The following is a 14,466-nucleotide window of genomic DNA, read 5'->3' as shown; positions in this document are numbered from 1 at the left end:
AACTCACCCCGGAGCCGCTCAACATCCCCCAGCTTCACACCACAAAGATGCCCACCACCAAGCAAGATCACTCAAGATAACGAAGCACTACTAGGCCTTCTTGCCGTCCGCCGGGTGCGGCGCCAGCAGCGGGAGCTGCGACGCCAGCCGCGCCTCGCACAGCCCCACCAGCACCTCGTACGCCTCCTTGCCCATCAGCTCCGTCAGCTCGGGCCGGTAGGTGACGTACACCGGCTCGCCCGCGCCGTGCGCCGACGTCGCCGAGGTGCACCACCAGTGCAGGTCGTGCCCGCCCGGGCCCCAGCCGCGGCGGTCGTACTCGCCGATCGAGATCTGGAGCACCTTCGTGTCGTCGGGGCGCTCGATCCAGTCGTACGTCCGCCGCACCGGCAGCTGCCAGCACACGTCCGGCTTCGTCTCCAGCGGCTCCCGCCCCTCCTTCAGGGCCAGGATGTGCAGCGCGCAGCCGGCGCCGCCGGCGAAGCCGGGCCGGTTCTGGAAGATGCAGGAGCCCTTCCAGCGCCGCGTCTGCCGGTCGCCGGGATCGCCGTCCTCGGCCTCCTGCACCCAGCCCGTGCGCGACCCCACGTCGTGGAACTGCCACACCTCGGGCGTGAGCCTGGCCACATGGTCCGCCACCCGCTTCTCGTCCTCGTCGTCCGAGAAGTGCGCACCGAGCGTGCAGCAGCCGTCGTCGGCCCGCCCCGCCTCGATGCCCTGGCAGCCGCTCCCGAAGATGCAGGTCCACCGGGAGGTCAGCCAGGTCAGATCGCAGCGGAAGACCTGTTCGTCGTCGGCGGGGTCGGGGAACTCCACCCAGGCCCGCGCAAAGTCCAGGCCCACCTCGTCGCGTCCCGCCGGGGCCGCCGCCCCGGACCGCTTCGACCGCTCTGCTTTGCCCGGCTTCGCCTTTTTCGTCTTTGGCACAGGTCAAGGGTATGTCCGCAGCCGCAGTAGCGTTCGTACTCATGAGACTCGGAGTCCTCGACGTCGGTTCGAACACAGTGCACCTGCTGGCGGTGGACGCCCACCCCGGCGCCCGCCCCCTGCCCGCCCACTCGTACAAGGCGGAACTGCGCCTCGCCGAACTCCTCGACGCCGACGGCGCCATCAGCCCCGCGGGCGTCGACCGACTCATCGGCACCATCGGCCGCGCCATGGAGTCCGCCGAGGACCAGGGCTGCGAGCAGGTGCTGTCCTTCGCCACCTCCGCGGTGCGCGAGGCCAGCAACGCCGACCGGGTCCTCGCCCGCGTGAAGGCGGACACCGGGGTCGACCTGGAGGTCCTGACCGGGGCGGACGAGGCCCGGCTCACCTTCCTCGCCGCCCGCCGCTGGTTCGGCTGGTCCGCCGGCAAGCTGCTGGTCCTCGACATCGGCGGCGGCTCCCTGGAGATCGCGTACGGCATCGACGAGGAGCCCGACGCGGCCGTCTCCCTGCCGCTGGGCGCGGGCCGGCTCACCGCCGGCATGCTCCCCGGGGACCCGCCCGACGCCGAGGCGGTGCGGTCGCTGCGGCGCCACGTCCGCGCGGAGATCGCCCGTACGGTCGGCGAGTTCAGCCGCTTCGGACCGCCCGACCACATCGTGGCCACCTCGAAGACCTTCAAGCAGCTCGCCCGGATCGCGGGGGCGGCCCGGGAGTCCGACGGGCTGTACCTCCAGCGCGAGCTGAGCCGCAAGGCGCTCCAGGACTGGGTGCCCAAGCTGGCCGCGATGACCGCGGACCAGCGCGCCGAGCTGCCCGGCGTCTCCGCGGGCCGGGCCCGCCAGCTGCTGGCCGGCGCCCTCGTCGCGGAGGCCGCGATGGACCTCTTCGGCGCGCAGGAGCTGGAGATCTGCCCGTGGGCGCTGCGGGAGGGCGTCATCCTGCGCCGGCTGGACCACCTGCCGGCCGCACCTGCGGTGGGACCGCTGGTCGGCTCGTAGACCGACCGGACCGCTGGTCGGCTCGGATACCGACCGGAGCGCCGGCCGACCCGTACCCCGCCCGGATCCGTCCGGACCCACCCGCGCCGGGCGCGCCACCACCGCAACGGTCCGCCGGGACCCCTCCACCGGCCGGACCGGGCAGCCCGTCGCCCCGCCCCGGCCCGTACGCTGTGTCCCGTGGCAGAACCGGCAACAGACACCGGCGCGGGCGCGACAGCGCCGCCCGCCGCCGTGCGCATCCCGCGGGCGAAGGTCCTGCTGTCCACGGCCTCCGTCTACCCGGAGTCCACCGCGACCGCCTTCGAGGTGGCCGCACGCCTCGGCTACGACGGCGTCGAGGTCATGGTCTGGACGGACCCGGTCAGCCAGGACGTCGAGGCGCTGCGCCGGCTCTCGGACTACCACCAGGTGCCGGTGCACGCCGTCCACGCGCCCTGTCTGCTGATCACCCAGCGCGTCTGGTCCACCGACCCCTGGGCCAAGCTCCAGCGCGCCCGCGCCGCCGCGGAGAAGCTGGGCGCCTCCACCGTCGTGGTGCACCCGCCCTTCCGCTGGCAGCGGCAGTACGCCCGGGACTTCGTCGACGGCATCTGGCGGATGGCGGACGAGACGGACGTCCGGTTCGCCGTGGAGAACATGTACCCCTGGCGCTACAAGGACCGCGAGCTGCTGGCGTACGCCCCCGAGTGGGACGTCACCAAGGACGACTACCGCCACTTCACGATCGACCTCTCCCACACCGCGACCTCCCGCTCCGACACCCTCGCCATGGTCGACCGCATGGCCGACCGGCTCGGCCACGTCCACCTCGCCGACGGCAAGGGGTCCGCGAAGGACGAGCACCTGGTCCCCGGGCGCGGCGAGCAGCCCTGCGCGGAGCTGCTGGAACGTCTCGCCCGCAGCGGCTACGACGGCCACGTGGTGATCGAGGTGAACACCCGCCGCGCCATGTCCACCGCCGAACGCGAGGCCGACCTCGCCGAAGCCCTCGCCTTCACCCGGCTCCACCTGGCCTCGCCCGCCGCCGTGTCCCGGCCGGAGGGGACACCGGGAGCACGCGGCGCGTGACGGAAGGCACCGTTCCGGTCCCGCATCCCGGACGGCGCGTCCAGATCTTGGAGCGGCGGCGTAGGCTTTCCCGTACTGACCTGTCTACCGAGGAGCGAGCGACGATGCCCGAGCTGAGGTCCCGCACTGTCACCCACGGCCGCAACATGGCGGGTGCCCGCGCCCTGATGCGCGCCTCGGGCGTAGCCAGCGCGGACATCGGCAAGCCCATCGTCGCCGTGGCGAACTCCTTCACCGAGTTCGTGCCTGGGCACACCCACCTCCAGCCGGTCGGCCGGATCGTCAGCGAGGCGATCAAGGCGGCGGGCGCGATCCCGCGCGAGTTCAACACGATCGCCGTCGACGACGGCATCGCGATGGGCCACGGCGGCATGCTCTACTCCCTGCCGTCCCGCGACCTGATCGCCGACAGCGTGGAGTACATGGTCGAGGCGCACTGCGCCGACGCCCTGATCTGCATCTCCAACTGCGACAAGATCACCCCGGGCATGCTGAACGCCGCCCTGCGGCTGAACATCCCCACGGTCTTCGTCTCCGGCGGCCCCATGGAGGCCGGCCGGGCCACCCTCGTCAACGGCACCGTCCGCAAGCTGGACCTGGTCAACGTGATCGTCGACGCCGTCGACGAGGCCGTCTCCAACGAGGACATGCTGCGCATCGAGGAGAACGCCTGCCCGACCTGCGGCTCCTGCTCCGGCATGTTCACGGCCAACTCCATGAACTGCCTGACCGAGGCCATGGGCCTGTCCCTGCCGGGCAACGGCACCGTCCTCGCCACGCACACCGCCCGCCGCGCCCTGTACGAGGACGCGGGTCGCACGGTCGTCGAGATCGCCAAGCGGTACTACGAGGACGACGACGCGAGCGTCCTGCCGCGCTCCATCGCCACCCGCGGCGCGTTCGAGAACGCCATGGCCCTCGACATCGCCATGGGCGGCTCCACCAACACGATCCTCCACCTGCTGGCCGCCGCGCAGGAGGCCGAGCTGGACTACGGCCTCGCCGACATCGACGCGGTCTCCCGCCGCGTCCCCTGCCTCGCGAAGGTCGCCCCCAACGTCGCCCCCCAGGGCACGTACTACATGGAGGACGTCCACCGCGCCGGCGGCATCCCCGCGATCCTCGGCGAGCTGTACCGCGCCGGCATGCTGGACGAGGACGTCCACGCCGTCCACGCCCCGTCCGTCAAGCAGTGGCTGGACACCTGGGACGTCCGCGGCGGCTCCCCGTCGCCCGAGGCGGTCGAGCTGTGGCACGCGGCGCCCGGCTGCGTCCGCTCCGCCGAGGCGTTCTCCCAGTCCGAGCGGTGGGAGACCCTCGACACCGACGCCGCCGACGGCTGCATCCGCGACGCGACGCACGCCTACAGCAAGGACGGCGGCCTCGCCGTCCTCAAGGGCAACCTCGCCGTCGACGGCTGCGTCGTGAAGACCGCGGGCGTCGACGAGTCGATCTGGACCTTCGAGGGCCCGGCCGTCGTCTGCGAGTCGCAGGACGAGGCCGTCGACAAGATCCTCGCCAAGCAGATCAAGGAGGGCGACGTCGTCGTCATCCGCTACGAGGGCCCCCGCGGCGGCCCCGGCATGCAGGAGATGCTCTACCCGACGTCCTTCCTCAAGGGCCGCGGGCTGGGCAAGTCGTGCGCCCTGGTCACCGACGGCCGCTTCTCCGGCGGCACGTCCGGGCTGTCCATCGGCCACGCCTCGCCCGAGGCGGCGTCCGGCGGCACGATCGCGCTCGTCGAGGACGGCGACCGCATCCGCATCGACATCCCGAACCGCACGATCGACCTCCTCGTCCCCGACGCCGAACTGACCGCGCGCCGCGAGGCGCTGGGCGGGGTGTACGAGCCGAAGGGCCGGGAGCGCAAGGTGTCGGCGGCGCTGCGGGCGTACGCGGCGATGGCGACGAGCGCGGACCGCGGCGCGGTCCGCGACGTGACGCGCCTGTAGCTCCCATTTTTTGTGGCTCGGTTCGCCTCCGGGGTGCTCTGGCAGGCTCGACGGTCGATCATGCCCAATCGCTCGTACCTCGCGATCTGCGCGTGTTCTCCCTTGCTCGCCCGCGCACCCCTTCGGCTCACGCGCCCTCCAGCGCACCCGACTCCGCACAGGCAATCCGGGGGCGAGCGCCCCTCGACACCCCTGCCTTCCGGGCGGGAACAGGGGGCGCTACGCGCTCGGGCCGCAGGCCGGAGCGTCTCCACCGCCCGCTACCACCGCCCCGCGTCGCCCGCGGAGACGCTGAACACCACCCCGCTCGGGGCCGTCCCGACGACGGTCGTCGGCGGGGCGAGCACGGGAGGCGGCAGGTAGGACGTGTACGTGTTCTCGCCGCCGTCCATGCGGGGGTCCGTCTGGCCCGTGTACGAACCGCGCGTCGCGTCCAGGGCCAGGAGCCGGCCGTCGCCCGCGCTCACGTAGACCGCCTGCGCGTCCGCCGTCGGGCGGGACAACTGCGTCGCGCCCGTCTCCGTACGCCACAGCTGCGCACCGCCGCGGACCGCGACCAGGGAGCCGCCCGCGCCGCTCAGGTACACCACGTCGCCGGCGAGCGTCGCCTGGGCCTGGGGGACGGGCGCCGGCAGGCGGGTGCGGGTCGGCGGCGGGGTCGCCCCCGCGACGCGGACGACCTCCTTCGTGTCCCCGGCCGCGTCCACCGCGTGCAGGTACAGCGCCCCGTCCGAGGCGCCCACCGGCCGCAGCGCGCCCGCGACCCGCTTCTCCCAGCGCACCGCGCCCGTCGCGAGGTCGACCGCGGTGACCTCGGACGCGGATCCGTCCGCCAGCGCCGTCACGGCGTGGCCGATCCCGCCCGCACCCGCCCACTCCGTGCCCGCCCCGCCGTGCCGCCCCTGCCACAGCTCCCGGCCGGTCCGCGCGTCCAGCGCCCGTACCCGCCCGTCGTCCTTGCCCAGCAGCACCACGTCCCCGACGTGCCGCACGGAGGAGTACGCGGCGGTCGGCGCCGACCACCGGACCCGCCCGTTCGCCGGGTCCAGCGCCTCCGTCCGCTGCCCGTCGGACGACCGCACGTGCACCAGGCCGCCCGCCACGACCGGTGGCCGCGGCCCGACCGACGACGATCCGCCGTCGCCGCCCTCCCGCGCCCACGCCCGCCGCCCCGTCGCCGGGTCGAGCCGCGCCGCCACGACCCCCGGCGCGGCGCAGTAGAGCGCGGCGCTCTTCGGTGCGTACGTGCACGCCGGCGTGCGCTCCTCGCCGCGCCCGTCGCCGAGCCGTACGTCCCACGCCGACGGCGCCTTCGGGCCCGGGCCGCCGCCAGCGCCCCGGGTCCCCCGCGGCCCGCCCTCGTCCCCCGGGACCTGCGAGACGACGACCCCGGTCACGACCGCGGACACCACGGCCGTGACCACCGCGACCGCCGCCCACCGCCGCCGCCCGCTCAGCCGCGCCCGTATCCGCGCCCGTATCCGGTCCCGTACGAGGAGATCCGGCACCTCGGGCGCCCGCTCCCGCGGGTCCGGCGTGCGCGGCAGCGGTACGTACGCCTGCGTGTCGTACGCCGACGTCGGCGACGCCGCCTCGCGCAGCTCCGCCATCACCTCGTTCGGCGTCGGCCGCCGCGCCGGGTCCTTCGCGAGACAGCGGCTGATCAGCGGCACCAGCCCCGGCGGAACCCCCGTCAGATCGGGCTCGTCGTGCACCACTTGGTACGCCACCACGTACGGGCTGTCCGAGTCGAACGGCCCCCGCCCCGTCAGCGCGTGCACCAGCACCGAGCCCATCGCGAAGACGTCCGCCTCGGGCCCGACCTCCCTCGGTCGCTGGAACTGCTCGGGCGCCATGAAGGGCGGCGTCCCGATCAGCTTCCCCGTCTCCGTGCGCAGATCGCTGTCCGCGGGCCGGGAGATGCCGAAGTCGATGACCTTCGGGCCGTCGGGGGCCAGGAGCACGTTGCTCGGCTTCAGATCGCGGTGGACCACCCCGGCGCGATGGATGTCCCGCAGCGCCTCCGCGAGCCCGGCACCCGCCCTGCGCACCTCGTCGACGTCCAAGGGGCCGTTCCGCTTCACCCGCTCCGCGAGGGTGGGGCCGTCGATGAACAGCGTCGCCATCCAGGGCCGTTCGGCATCCGGGTCAGCGTCCACGACGGGCGCGGTGAAGGCTCCGCTGACCCGTCGCGCGGCTGCGACCTCCTGCCGGAAACGCGCCCTGAACTCGGGGTCCGTGGCGTGCTCGGCGTGGATCACCTTCACCGCGAGCCGTAGCCCCGACGCCGAGGTGGCCAGGTGCACCACGCCCATGCCGCCGGTCCCGAGGCAGGATTCGAGGTGGTACTGCCCGGCGTACGCCGGCCCCGATTCCGGTTCCGGTTGACTGCCTCCAGGGAAACCCCCGGCGCTCCGCAGCGGTGGCATCTCCCACCCCCGCCCTTGGTCGCGTCGTCACAGTCCCGTCTGCCTGCCGTGCCCCGGCACGCGCCCTCTCCCCCGTGGCCCTTCGGGCACGGGGGGAGATCGCACGCACCAGACCCCGCCAGGCCCGCCCAAAGGGGTGGACGGCGCTACTTCGAAGACGCTCCCCAGCTCGACCCGGCTCGTTCGCCTGCGCGATCTCCCGGAGCCTAGTCGATGGTCAGTGCGAGTCGGGGCTGGCTGCGGCCGGGCGAGCCGCGTACCGTGACCCACGCACTTCCACCAAACGGGGGGATTTCCATGGCATTTGACGAAGTGCGGCCCGAAGCCGACGAGTCCACCGGTCCGCAGACCCTGACGGCCGCCGCCACCGCGAAGCGCTACCCGGTCGCCCCGGGCGTCGCGCTCAAGGTCCGCTCGGGCCCCGGCACCCAGTACGACCACGTCCGCACCCTCCCGGTGGGTGCCAGCGTGCGGATCTTCTGCCAGAAGCCGGGGCAGGCCGTGACCGGCCCGTACGGCACCTCCCGCATCTGGGACAACATCGGCAACGGCGAGTTCGTCTCGGACGCGTACGTACGGACCGGCAGCGACGGTTACGTGGCCATCCGCTGTTGACGCCCACGACGCGCCACCTCCGACCGGGCCCGCCCCGCACCGTGGGGATAATCGACACCGTGAGCGAGCAGCAGCAGACGGGCGACAGCACCCACGCGGAAGCGGGCGCGGCGGCGGGCGACGACGGCAGCACGGCCGCCGGCCCGCAGCCCGAACCCATCCGATTCTTCGGCACGACCTGGGTCGAGCACGACCAGGGATACGGCCTGCGCCGCGCGGGCGTCGCCGTCGGCGCGCTCGCCGCGGCCGTCGTCGGCGCCTTCGCGCTGCGCCTGGGCTACGAGGGCCTGGCGATCGCCGAGGTCGGCGGCTTCCTGAACGCCCTGGTCGTCGTGATGTTCGCGGTGTGCAGCGCGATCGCCTTCCGCAAGACCTGGGAGGGCTTCACCCGCCGCCCCACCGGCGCCGCGACCCCGGACGCCCTCCGCTCCCTGAACACCATCGGCTTCATCGGCGTCCTCCTCGCCTGGTTCTTCCGCACCCTGAAGGAAGCGCCGGGGGAGAAGCTGCACCGCGAGGAGTACGAGACGGCCCGCGTCCAGTACGACAAGCGCCGCCGCTCCCGCACGGGCAACCCCGCGGCCCGCGCCGGCCAGCGCAAGCAGAGGCGGAAGCGGCCCTAGGACCTGTCCACAAGTTCCCGACTGCTGTGCCGCTGGACGGAGCCGCCGTAGCCCTGTGGAGCGTTGGGTTCCCGCGGTCCGGCGGTGGGCTGGTCGCGCAGTTCCTCCCCCTACGCCCAGAGGCCACCTGACTCGCTGCCCCCCGTCATGCGCCTGCGGGCTGGGGCGGAGGCATCGAGGGGCACGGAGGGATGCGCGACAAACCACAGACCGGCCGCAGACGCCCTCACCGCGCACATCCCACGGCGCCCCCGCCGCCTCGGCAACGGCACTGCCGGAAGGGCCACGCGGGACTCCGCGGACACGCCCTCACCCCGGCAGCCCGCCCGGCCGCAGCCTCAGCGCAGGCGTGAAAGACCCCTCCCGCGGCCAGGATCCCCAGCATGAGCAACCACGCCGTCCCTCCCATCCACACCCAGTACGACCGCGCCCGCTCCTTCGACACCGCCGCCGCCCGGTACGCCGCCGCCCGCCCCGGCTATCCGCCCGCCCTCTTCGACGTGGTCGAAGAGCTGACCGGCCGCCCCCTGCGCGGCTCCCACGTCGTCGACGTCGGCGCCGGCACCGGAATAGCGAGCAGACTCCTGCACGAGCGCGGCGCCCGCGTCACCGCCGTGGAGCCCGGCGCCGGCATGGCGTACGAGTTCCGCCGCACCCTCCCCGACGTCCCGCTCGTGCGCGCCGTGGGGGACGCCCTCCCGCTCGTCGACGGCTGCGCCGACCTCGTCACGTACGCCCAGGCGTGGCACTGGACCGACCCGCGCCGCTCCGTCCCCGAGGCGCTGCGCGTCCTGCGCCCCGGCGGCGCGCTCGCCCTGTGGTGGAACGTCGCCGACACCACCGCCCCCTGGGCCGTGGCCCAGCACCAGCGACTGCGCCGCGCGATGCCGGCCTGGAGCCACGGCGCACCCGGCCCCGCCCGGGACCTCCCGGCGCCGCTGCGCCCGATGGAGCGCACGGTCCGCTGGTCCCGCGCCGTCCCGCTCGCCACCCACCTCGACAACCTCTCCAGCCACTCCCTCCTCCTCACCCTCGGCGCGGCGGCGGAGGACGTCCTCGCGCAGGAGCGGGCCGCGCTGCTGAAGGTCTTCCCGGACGGAGTGGTCCGCGAGGAGTACGCGGTCGAGCTGACTGTCACAATCGCCGTCCCCGTCTCGTCCACCCCCTGACCACCCGGCGGTCGGAGCACCGGCCGCCGCCCGACGGACACCGCGCACGGAGGACCGACCATGGCCGAGCTGATCTTGTTCGAACGGCAGCGCAGCCGCCTGTGGGGCATCGCGTACCGGATCACCGGCTCGGTCGCCGACGCCGACGACGCCGTGCAGGACGCCTGGCTGCGCTGGCAGCGGCTGCCGGACGGCGAGGCCGACGACCCCGCCGCGTACCTGACGACCGTGGTCAGCCGGATCTGCTACGACCAGCTCACCTCCGCCCGCGCCCGCCGCGAGTCGTACGTCGGACCCTGGCTGCCCGAGCCCGTCGTCACCGACAGCGGGCCCGAGGACCGGGTCACCCTCGACGAGTCCGTGGGCATCGCCCTGCTCTCCGTCCTGGAACGGCTCACCCCGGCCGAGCGCACCGCGTTCATCCTGCACGACGTCTTCGCCGTGCCGTTCCAGGAGATCGCGGACGTCGTCGGCCGCACCTCCGGGTCCGTGCGCCAACTCGCCTCCCGCGCCCGCCGCCGGGTGCGCGACGAGGCGCCCCGCGCCACCGTCGACCACGCCGAGCACCGCAGGACCGTCGACGCGTTCCTCGCCGCGGTCACCGGCGGCGACATGGACGCGCTGCTGGAGGTCCTCGACCCGGACGTCGTGTGGCGCTCGGACGGCGGCGGAAAGGTGTTCGCCGCCCGGGTCCCGATCGTGGGCCGCACCGAGGTCGCCCGCTTCATCGACCGCCTGATGCGCTCCTTCGTCCCCGGCCGCACCTGGCTCGCCCCGTACGACGTGAACGGCTCGCCCGGCCTCGTGCTCGGCGACCCCGAGGAGGGCTGGGAGGCGGTGTACGGCTTCACCGTCGACGCCGGCCGCGTCATCCGCATCGACGTCGTTCTGAACCCGGACAAACTCACCCACCTCGACTTCGGCTCCCTCAGCCCCTGAGCGCCGTCACACTTTCGCCACCCGCGTCGTCTCCTGAACATGACGACCACACGCCGCACCAAGGCCGACCACGAGAACGGGTTCCGGGTCATCGTCGTGGGCGCGGGGTACGCCGGGCTGCTCACCGCCCTGCGCCTCGCCCCGCACGCCCGGGTGACCCTCGTCGACCCCAGCGACCGCTTCACCGAACGGATCCGCCAGCACGAACTGGCCGCGGCCCGCCCCGACGCCAGCCACCCCCTGACGGAGCTGCTGCGCGGCACCGGCGTGCGCCACGTGGCCCGGCGCGCCACCGCCATCGACCCGGCCGCCCGCACGGTCACCACCGACGGCGGCGGGATCCTCCCGTACGACCGACTCGTGTACGCCCTCGGCAGCCGCACCGGCACCGAGTCCGACGGGCGGGTCCACACCGCGGAGAGCGCCCAGGCGCTGCGCCGACGGCTGCGCGGCGGCTCCGGTTCGCTCGCCGTCGTCGGCGGCGGCCTCACCGGCATCGAGATGGCCGCCGAACTCGCCGAGACCTACCCCGACTGGAAGGTGCGCCTGCTGACCGCGGGCGGCGTCGCCACCGGCCACTGCGACCGGGGCCGCGCCCACGTCCACGAGGTGCTGACGGCCCGCGGGGTCCGCATCGAGGAGGGCGTCGCCGTCCCCGACCCGGACGCCGTCGACGCCGACGCCGTCGTCTGGGCCGGCTCGATGGTCCCCAACAACGACCTGGCCGCCGCCGCGGGCCTGGAACTCGCCCCCGCCTCGGGCCGCGTCGCCGTGGACGCCGTCCTGCGGTCCGTCTCCCACCCGGACGTCCTGGCGGTGGGGGACGCCGCCGCCGCGCACTCCGTGCAGGCCGGCGAGCTACGGATGGGGTGCGCCGCCGCGCTGCCCACCGGGAGCCAGGCGGCCTCGGCGATCATCGCCGAGCAGCGCGGGCAGGAGCCGAAGCCGCTGAAGTTCCGCTATGTGATCCAGTGCGTCAGCCTGGGCCGGCGCGACGCCCTCGTCCAGTTCGTACGGCCGGACGACTCGCCGCGCGACCGGGTCCTGACCGGTCGCACCGCCGCCGTGGTCAAGGAGCAGATCGTCCGCTCCACGCTCCTCTCCCTGCGCATGGCCCGCCGCGGCCCCGACCTGTTCCCCCGCATCTCCGGCATGGGCTGACGTCCTCCTCCGCCCCCGGGTTCAGACGGCGGCTGAACCCGGGCGCCCCGCGAACGCACCCGGCCCGACCCCCACCGAATGGGAGGATGACCGCAGATACCCCCAGCGGCGAGGTGAACAGAGCAATGACCCAGACAGTCGCAGTGCTCGGCACGGGAAAGATCGGCGAAGCCCTGCTCAGCGGCATGATCCGTGCCGGCTGGCGCCCCGCTGACCTCCTCGTCACCACCCGCCGCAGCGACCGCGCCGAAGAACTCCGCACCCGCTACGGCGTCGACCCCGTCACCAACGCCGAAGCCGCCAAGCGCGCCGACACCCTCATCCTGGCCGTCAAGCCCCAGGACATGGGCAAGCTCCTCGACGAACTCGCCCCGCACCTGCCCGCCGACCGCCTCGTCATCAGCGCCGCGGCCGGCATCCCCACCGGATTCATCGAGGAGCGCCTCACCGCCGGCACCCCCGTCGTCCGCGTCATGCCCAACACCCCCGTCCTCGTCGACGAGGGCATGTCCGTCATCTCCGCGGGCAACCACGCCTCCGCCGCCCACGTCGCCCACGCCGAAGAGATCTTCGGCAGCGTCGGCAAGACCCTCCGCGTCCCCGAGTCCCAGCAGGACGCCGCCACCGCCCTCTCCGGCTCGGGACCCGCGTACTTCTACTTCCTCGTCGAAGCCATGACGGACGCCGGCATCCTCCTCGGACTGCCCCGCGCCCAGGCCCACGACCTCATCGTGCAGGCCGCCATCGGCGCCGCCGTGATGCTCCGCGACAGCGGCGAACACCCCGTCAAGCTCCGCGAAGCCGTCACCTCACCGGCCGGCACCACCATCAGCGCCATCCGCGAACTGGAGAACCACGGCGTGCGCGCCGCCCTGATCGCCGCCCTCGAAGCCGCCCGCGACCGCAGCCGCGAACTCGCCTCCGGCAACGGCTGACCGCCCTGTCCCTCGGGCCCTCCGCGAGGAAGGGCCCGAGGAACGGGTCCGCCCACCGCTACCCGGGCAGCAGACCGATCGCCGCATACGCGGCATCCACCCTCGGCCGCGCCATCTCCCGCGCCCGGTCGGCGCCCTTCCGCAGCACCTCGTCGACGTACGCACCGTCCGCCGCCAGCTCCGCGTGCCGCTCCCGCACCGGCCGCAGCAGCTCCACCACGGCGTCGGCCACGTCCCGCTTCAGCGCCCCGTACGACCCGTACGCCCCGGCCAGCTCCCCGGGCTCCCCGCCGGTGCAGGCGGCGAGGACCTCCAACAGGTTCGCCACCCCGGGACTTCCCTCGCGGTCGTACGCGACCTCCGTCCCGCTGTCCGTCCGGGCCCGCATCACCTTCCGCCGCACCTGGTCCGCGTCGTCCAGCAGGTAGACGATCCCCGCACCCGACTCATGGGACTTCCCCATCTTCGACGTCGGGTCCTGGAGGTCCATCACCCGGGCCGCCACGGTCGGATGCGTCGCCTTCGGCACGGTGAAGGTGTGCCCGTACCGCTGGTTGAACCGCACCGCCAGGTCCCGCGTCAGCTCCACGTGCTGCGTCTGGTCCTCCCCGACGGGCACCTCGTCCGTCCCGTAGGCCAGGATGTCCGCCGCCATCAGCACGGGATACGTGAGCAGCGACAGCCGTACGCTCTGCCCCGCCGCCTGCGCCTGCGCGCCCTTCTCCTTGTACTGGATCATCCGCCGCAGCTCGCCGTCCGTGGCGGTGCACTCCAGCAGGTACGACAGCCGGGTGTGCTCGCCGACGTGGCTCTGCACGAAGACCGTGCACCGCTCGGGGTCGAGCCCCACGGCCAGCAGCAGCGTCGCCGCCTGGTGGCTGAGCCGCCGCACCCGCGCGGGGTCGTGCTCCATCGTCAGCGCGTGCAGGTCCACCACGCTGAACAGCGCGTCCGCCCGGTGCTGGTCGACCTCCACCCAGCGGCGCATCGCCCCGAGGTAGTTGCCCAGCGTCAGGTGCCCCGTGGGCTTGACCCCGCTGAAGATCCTCGGCATCTCGTTCTCCCTCTTCTCCCGGTGGGGCCCCCGCACCCGGCGGGTCCCACTCCCCGAGGGGGAGAAACGAGAACGGCCGCCGAGGCGGCGGCCGTAGTGTGCGCGTCTGTGCCGGCCGCCGTCAGGCGGCCCACCACTGAAGGAAGCACGTACGCGTAGTCATGGGAGGGGACTCTAGCGGACCACCAGCAGGATTTGACAGCCCACCCGGCGGCTCCGTAGGGTTCTCCGAGTTGTCCGACGTGAGCGCCGACCCAGGTCGGTCCCCGGGCGACCATTCCGCAAGACACACTACGAACGAGCGGCACTCGCTGTCGCCTGCTTTTCAGTGCGCTTTTGTGAAATGAGGAATCCGCGTTCGAGAGAACGCAGCCCGATTAGCGTCGGGGCCAGGAATCCGCTAAAGTCTCACTCGTCGGAAGGGCCGAGAGGCCGGGAAGACAAAGAACCCCGAGTTTCGACCGGGAATCAGGCCCGAAAGGATCTGATAGAGTCGGAAACGCAAGACCGAAGGGAAAAGCCCGGAGGGTCCTGAGAGGGACTTGAAGGAAGCGTCCGTTCCTTGAGAACTCAACAGCGTGCCAAAAGTC

Annotated in this window: 12 protein-coding genes; 9 read left to right on the top strand and 3 right to left on the bottom strand. The window is 73.4% G+C overall.

What is annotated here, in order from left to right; translation table 11 throughout:
* Nucleotides 1-90 precede the first annotated feature (90 nt).
* The gene (locus AB0E05_RS36190; RefSeq protein ID WP_361971820.1) at nt 91-927 is read right to left on the bottom strand and encodes a hypothetical protein; all 837 of its coding nucleotides are present in this window, start codon (nt 925-927) and stop codon (nt 91-93) included.
* Nucleotides 928-968: 41 nt separating this feature from the next.
* Here AB0E05_RS36190 and AB0E05_RS36185 point away from each other — a divergent pair, with 41 nt between their 5' ends.
* The 3 genes from AB0E05_RS36185 (at nt 969) to ilvD (ending at nt 4,951) form a co-directional block, all read left to right on the top strand.
* Nucleotides 969-1,928, top strand: a complete 960-nt coding sequence (locus AB0E05_RS36185) for a Ppx/GppA phosphatase family protein (protein ID WP_361971818.1) — start codon at nt 969-971, stop codon at nt 1,926-1,928.
* A 234-nt stretch (nt 1,929-2,162) separates the two neighbouring features.
* On the top strand, nt 2,163-2,999 hold the full coding sequence (locus tag AB0E05_RS36180) for a sugar phosphate isomerase/epimerase (RefSeq protein WP_361971823.1): 837 nt from the start codon (nt 2,163-2,165) through the stop codon (nt 2,997-2,999).
* Nucleotides 3,000-3,103: 104 nt separating this feature from the next.
* Entirely contained in the window at nt 3,104-4,951 is a 1,848-nt protein-coding gene (ilvD, locus tag AB0E05_RS36175; RefSeq protein WP_361971816.1) for a dihydroxy-acid dehydratase, read from the top strand.
* A gap of 260 nt (nt 4,952-5,211) precedes the next feature.
* Here the strand turns inward: ilvD and AB0E05_RS36170 are convergent, their stop codons facing one another.
* Nucleotides 5,212-7,380, bottom strand: a complete 2,169-nt coding sequence (locus AB0E05_RS36170) for a serine/threonine-protein kinase (protein WP_361971814.1) — start codon at nt 7,378-7,380, stop codon at nt 5,212-5,214.
* Nucleotides 7,381-7,677: 297 nt separating this feature from the next.
* Here AB0E05_RS36170 and AB0E05_RS36165 point away from each other — a divergent pair, with 297 nt between their 5' ends.
* The 6 genes from AB0E05_RS36165 to proC all read left to right on the top strand — a co-directional run bounded on the left by AB0E05_RS36165 (nt 7,678) and on the right by proC (nt 12,822).
* The gene (locus tag AB0E05_RS36165) at nt 7,678-7,995 is read left to right on the top strand and encodes a peptidase (RefSeq protein ID WP_361971812.1); all 318 of its coding nucleotides are present in this window, start codon (nt 7,678-7,680) and stop codon (nt 7,993-7,995) included.
* 158 nt (nt 7,996-8,153) lie between these two features.
* On the top strand, nt 8,154-8,618 hold the full coding sequence (locus AB0E05_RS36160; protein WP_361971822.1) for a hypothetical protein: 465 nt from the start codon (nt 8,154-8,156) through the stop codon (nt 8,616-8,618).
* Between the two features lie 383 nt (nt 8,619-9,001).
* Nucleotides 9,002-9,787: a class I SAM-dependent methyltransferase gene (locus tag AB0E05_RS36155; protein ID WP_361971810.1), complete on the top strand. Its 786-nt coding sequence runs from the start codon at nt 9,002-9,004 to the stop codon at nt 9,785-9,787.
* Nucleotides 9,788-9,847: 60 nt separating this feature from the next.
* A complete protein-coding gene (sigJ, locus tag AB0E05_RS36150; protein WP_361971808.1) occupies nt 9,848-10,726 on the top strand; it encodes an RNA polymerase sigma factor SigJ in 879 nt (292 codons plus the stop codon).
* Between the two features lie 39 nt (nt 10,727-10,765).
* Entirely contained in the window at nt 10,766-11,887 is a 1,122-nt protein-coding gene (locus AB0E05_RS36145) for an FAD-dependent oxidoreductase (protein ID WP_361971806.1), read from the top strand.
* A gap of 125 nt (nt 11,888-12,012) precedes the next feature.
* Nucleotides 12,013-12,822: a pyrroline-5-carboxylate reductase gene (gene proC, locus AB0E05_RS36140; RefSeq protein ID WP_361971804.1), complete on the top strand. Its 810-nt coding sequence runs from the start codon at nt 12,013-12,015 to the stop codon at nt 12,820-12,822.
* 58 nt (nt 12,823-12,880) lie between these two features.
* Here proC and trpS read toward each other — a convergent pair whose 3' ends face one another.
* A complete protein-coding gene (trpS, locus tag AB0E05_RS36135) occupies nt 12,881-13,876 on the bottom strand; it encodes a tryptophan--tRNA ligase (RefSeq protein WP_361971802.1) in 996 nt (331 codons plus the stop codon).
* Nucleotides 13,877-14,466: the final 590 nt, after the last annotated feature.

Origin of the sequence: Streptomyces sp. NPDC048057 (genome assembly GCF_040653095.1) — a bacterium.
Lineage (GTDB): Bacteria > Actinomycetota > Actinomycetes > Streptomycetales > Streptomycetaceae > Streptomyces.
Note: the sequence above shows the minus strand (reverse complement) of the source record. Positions and strands in the feature narration are given on the sequence as shown.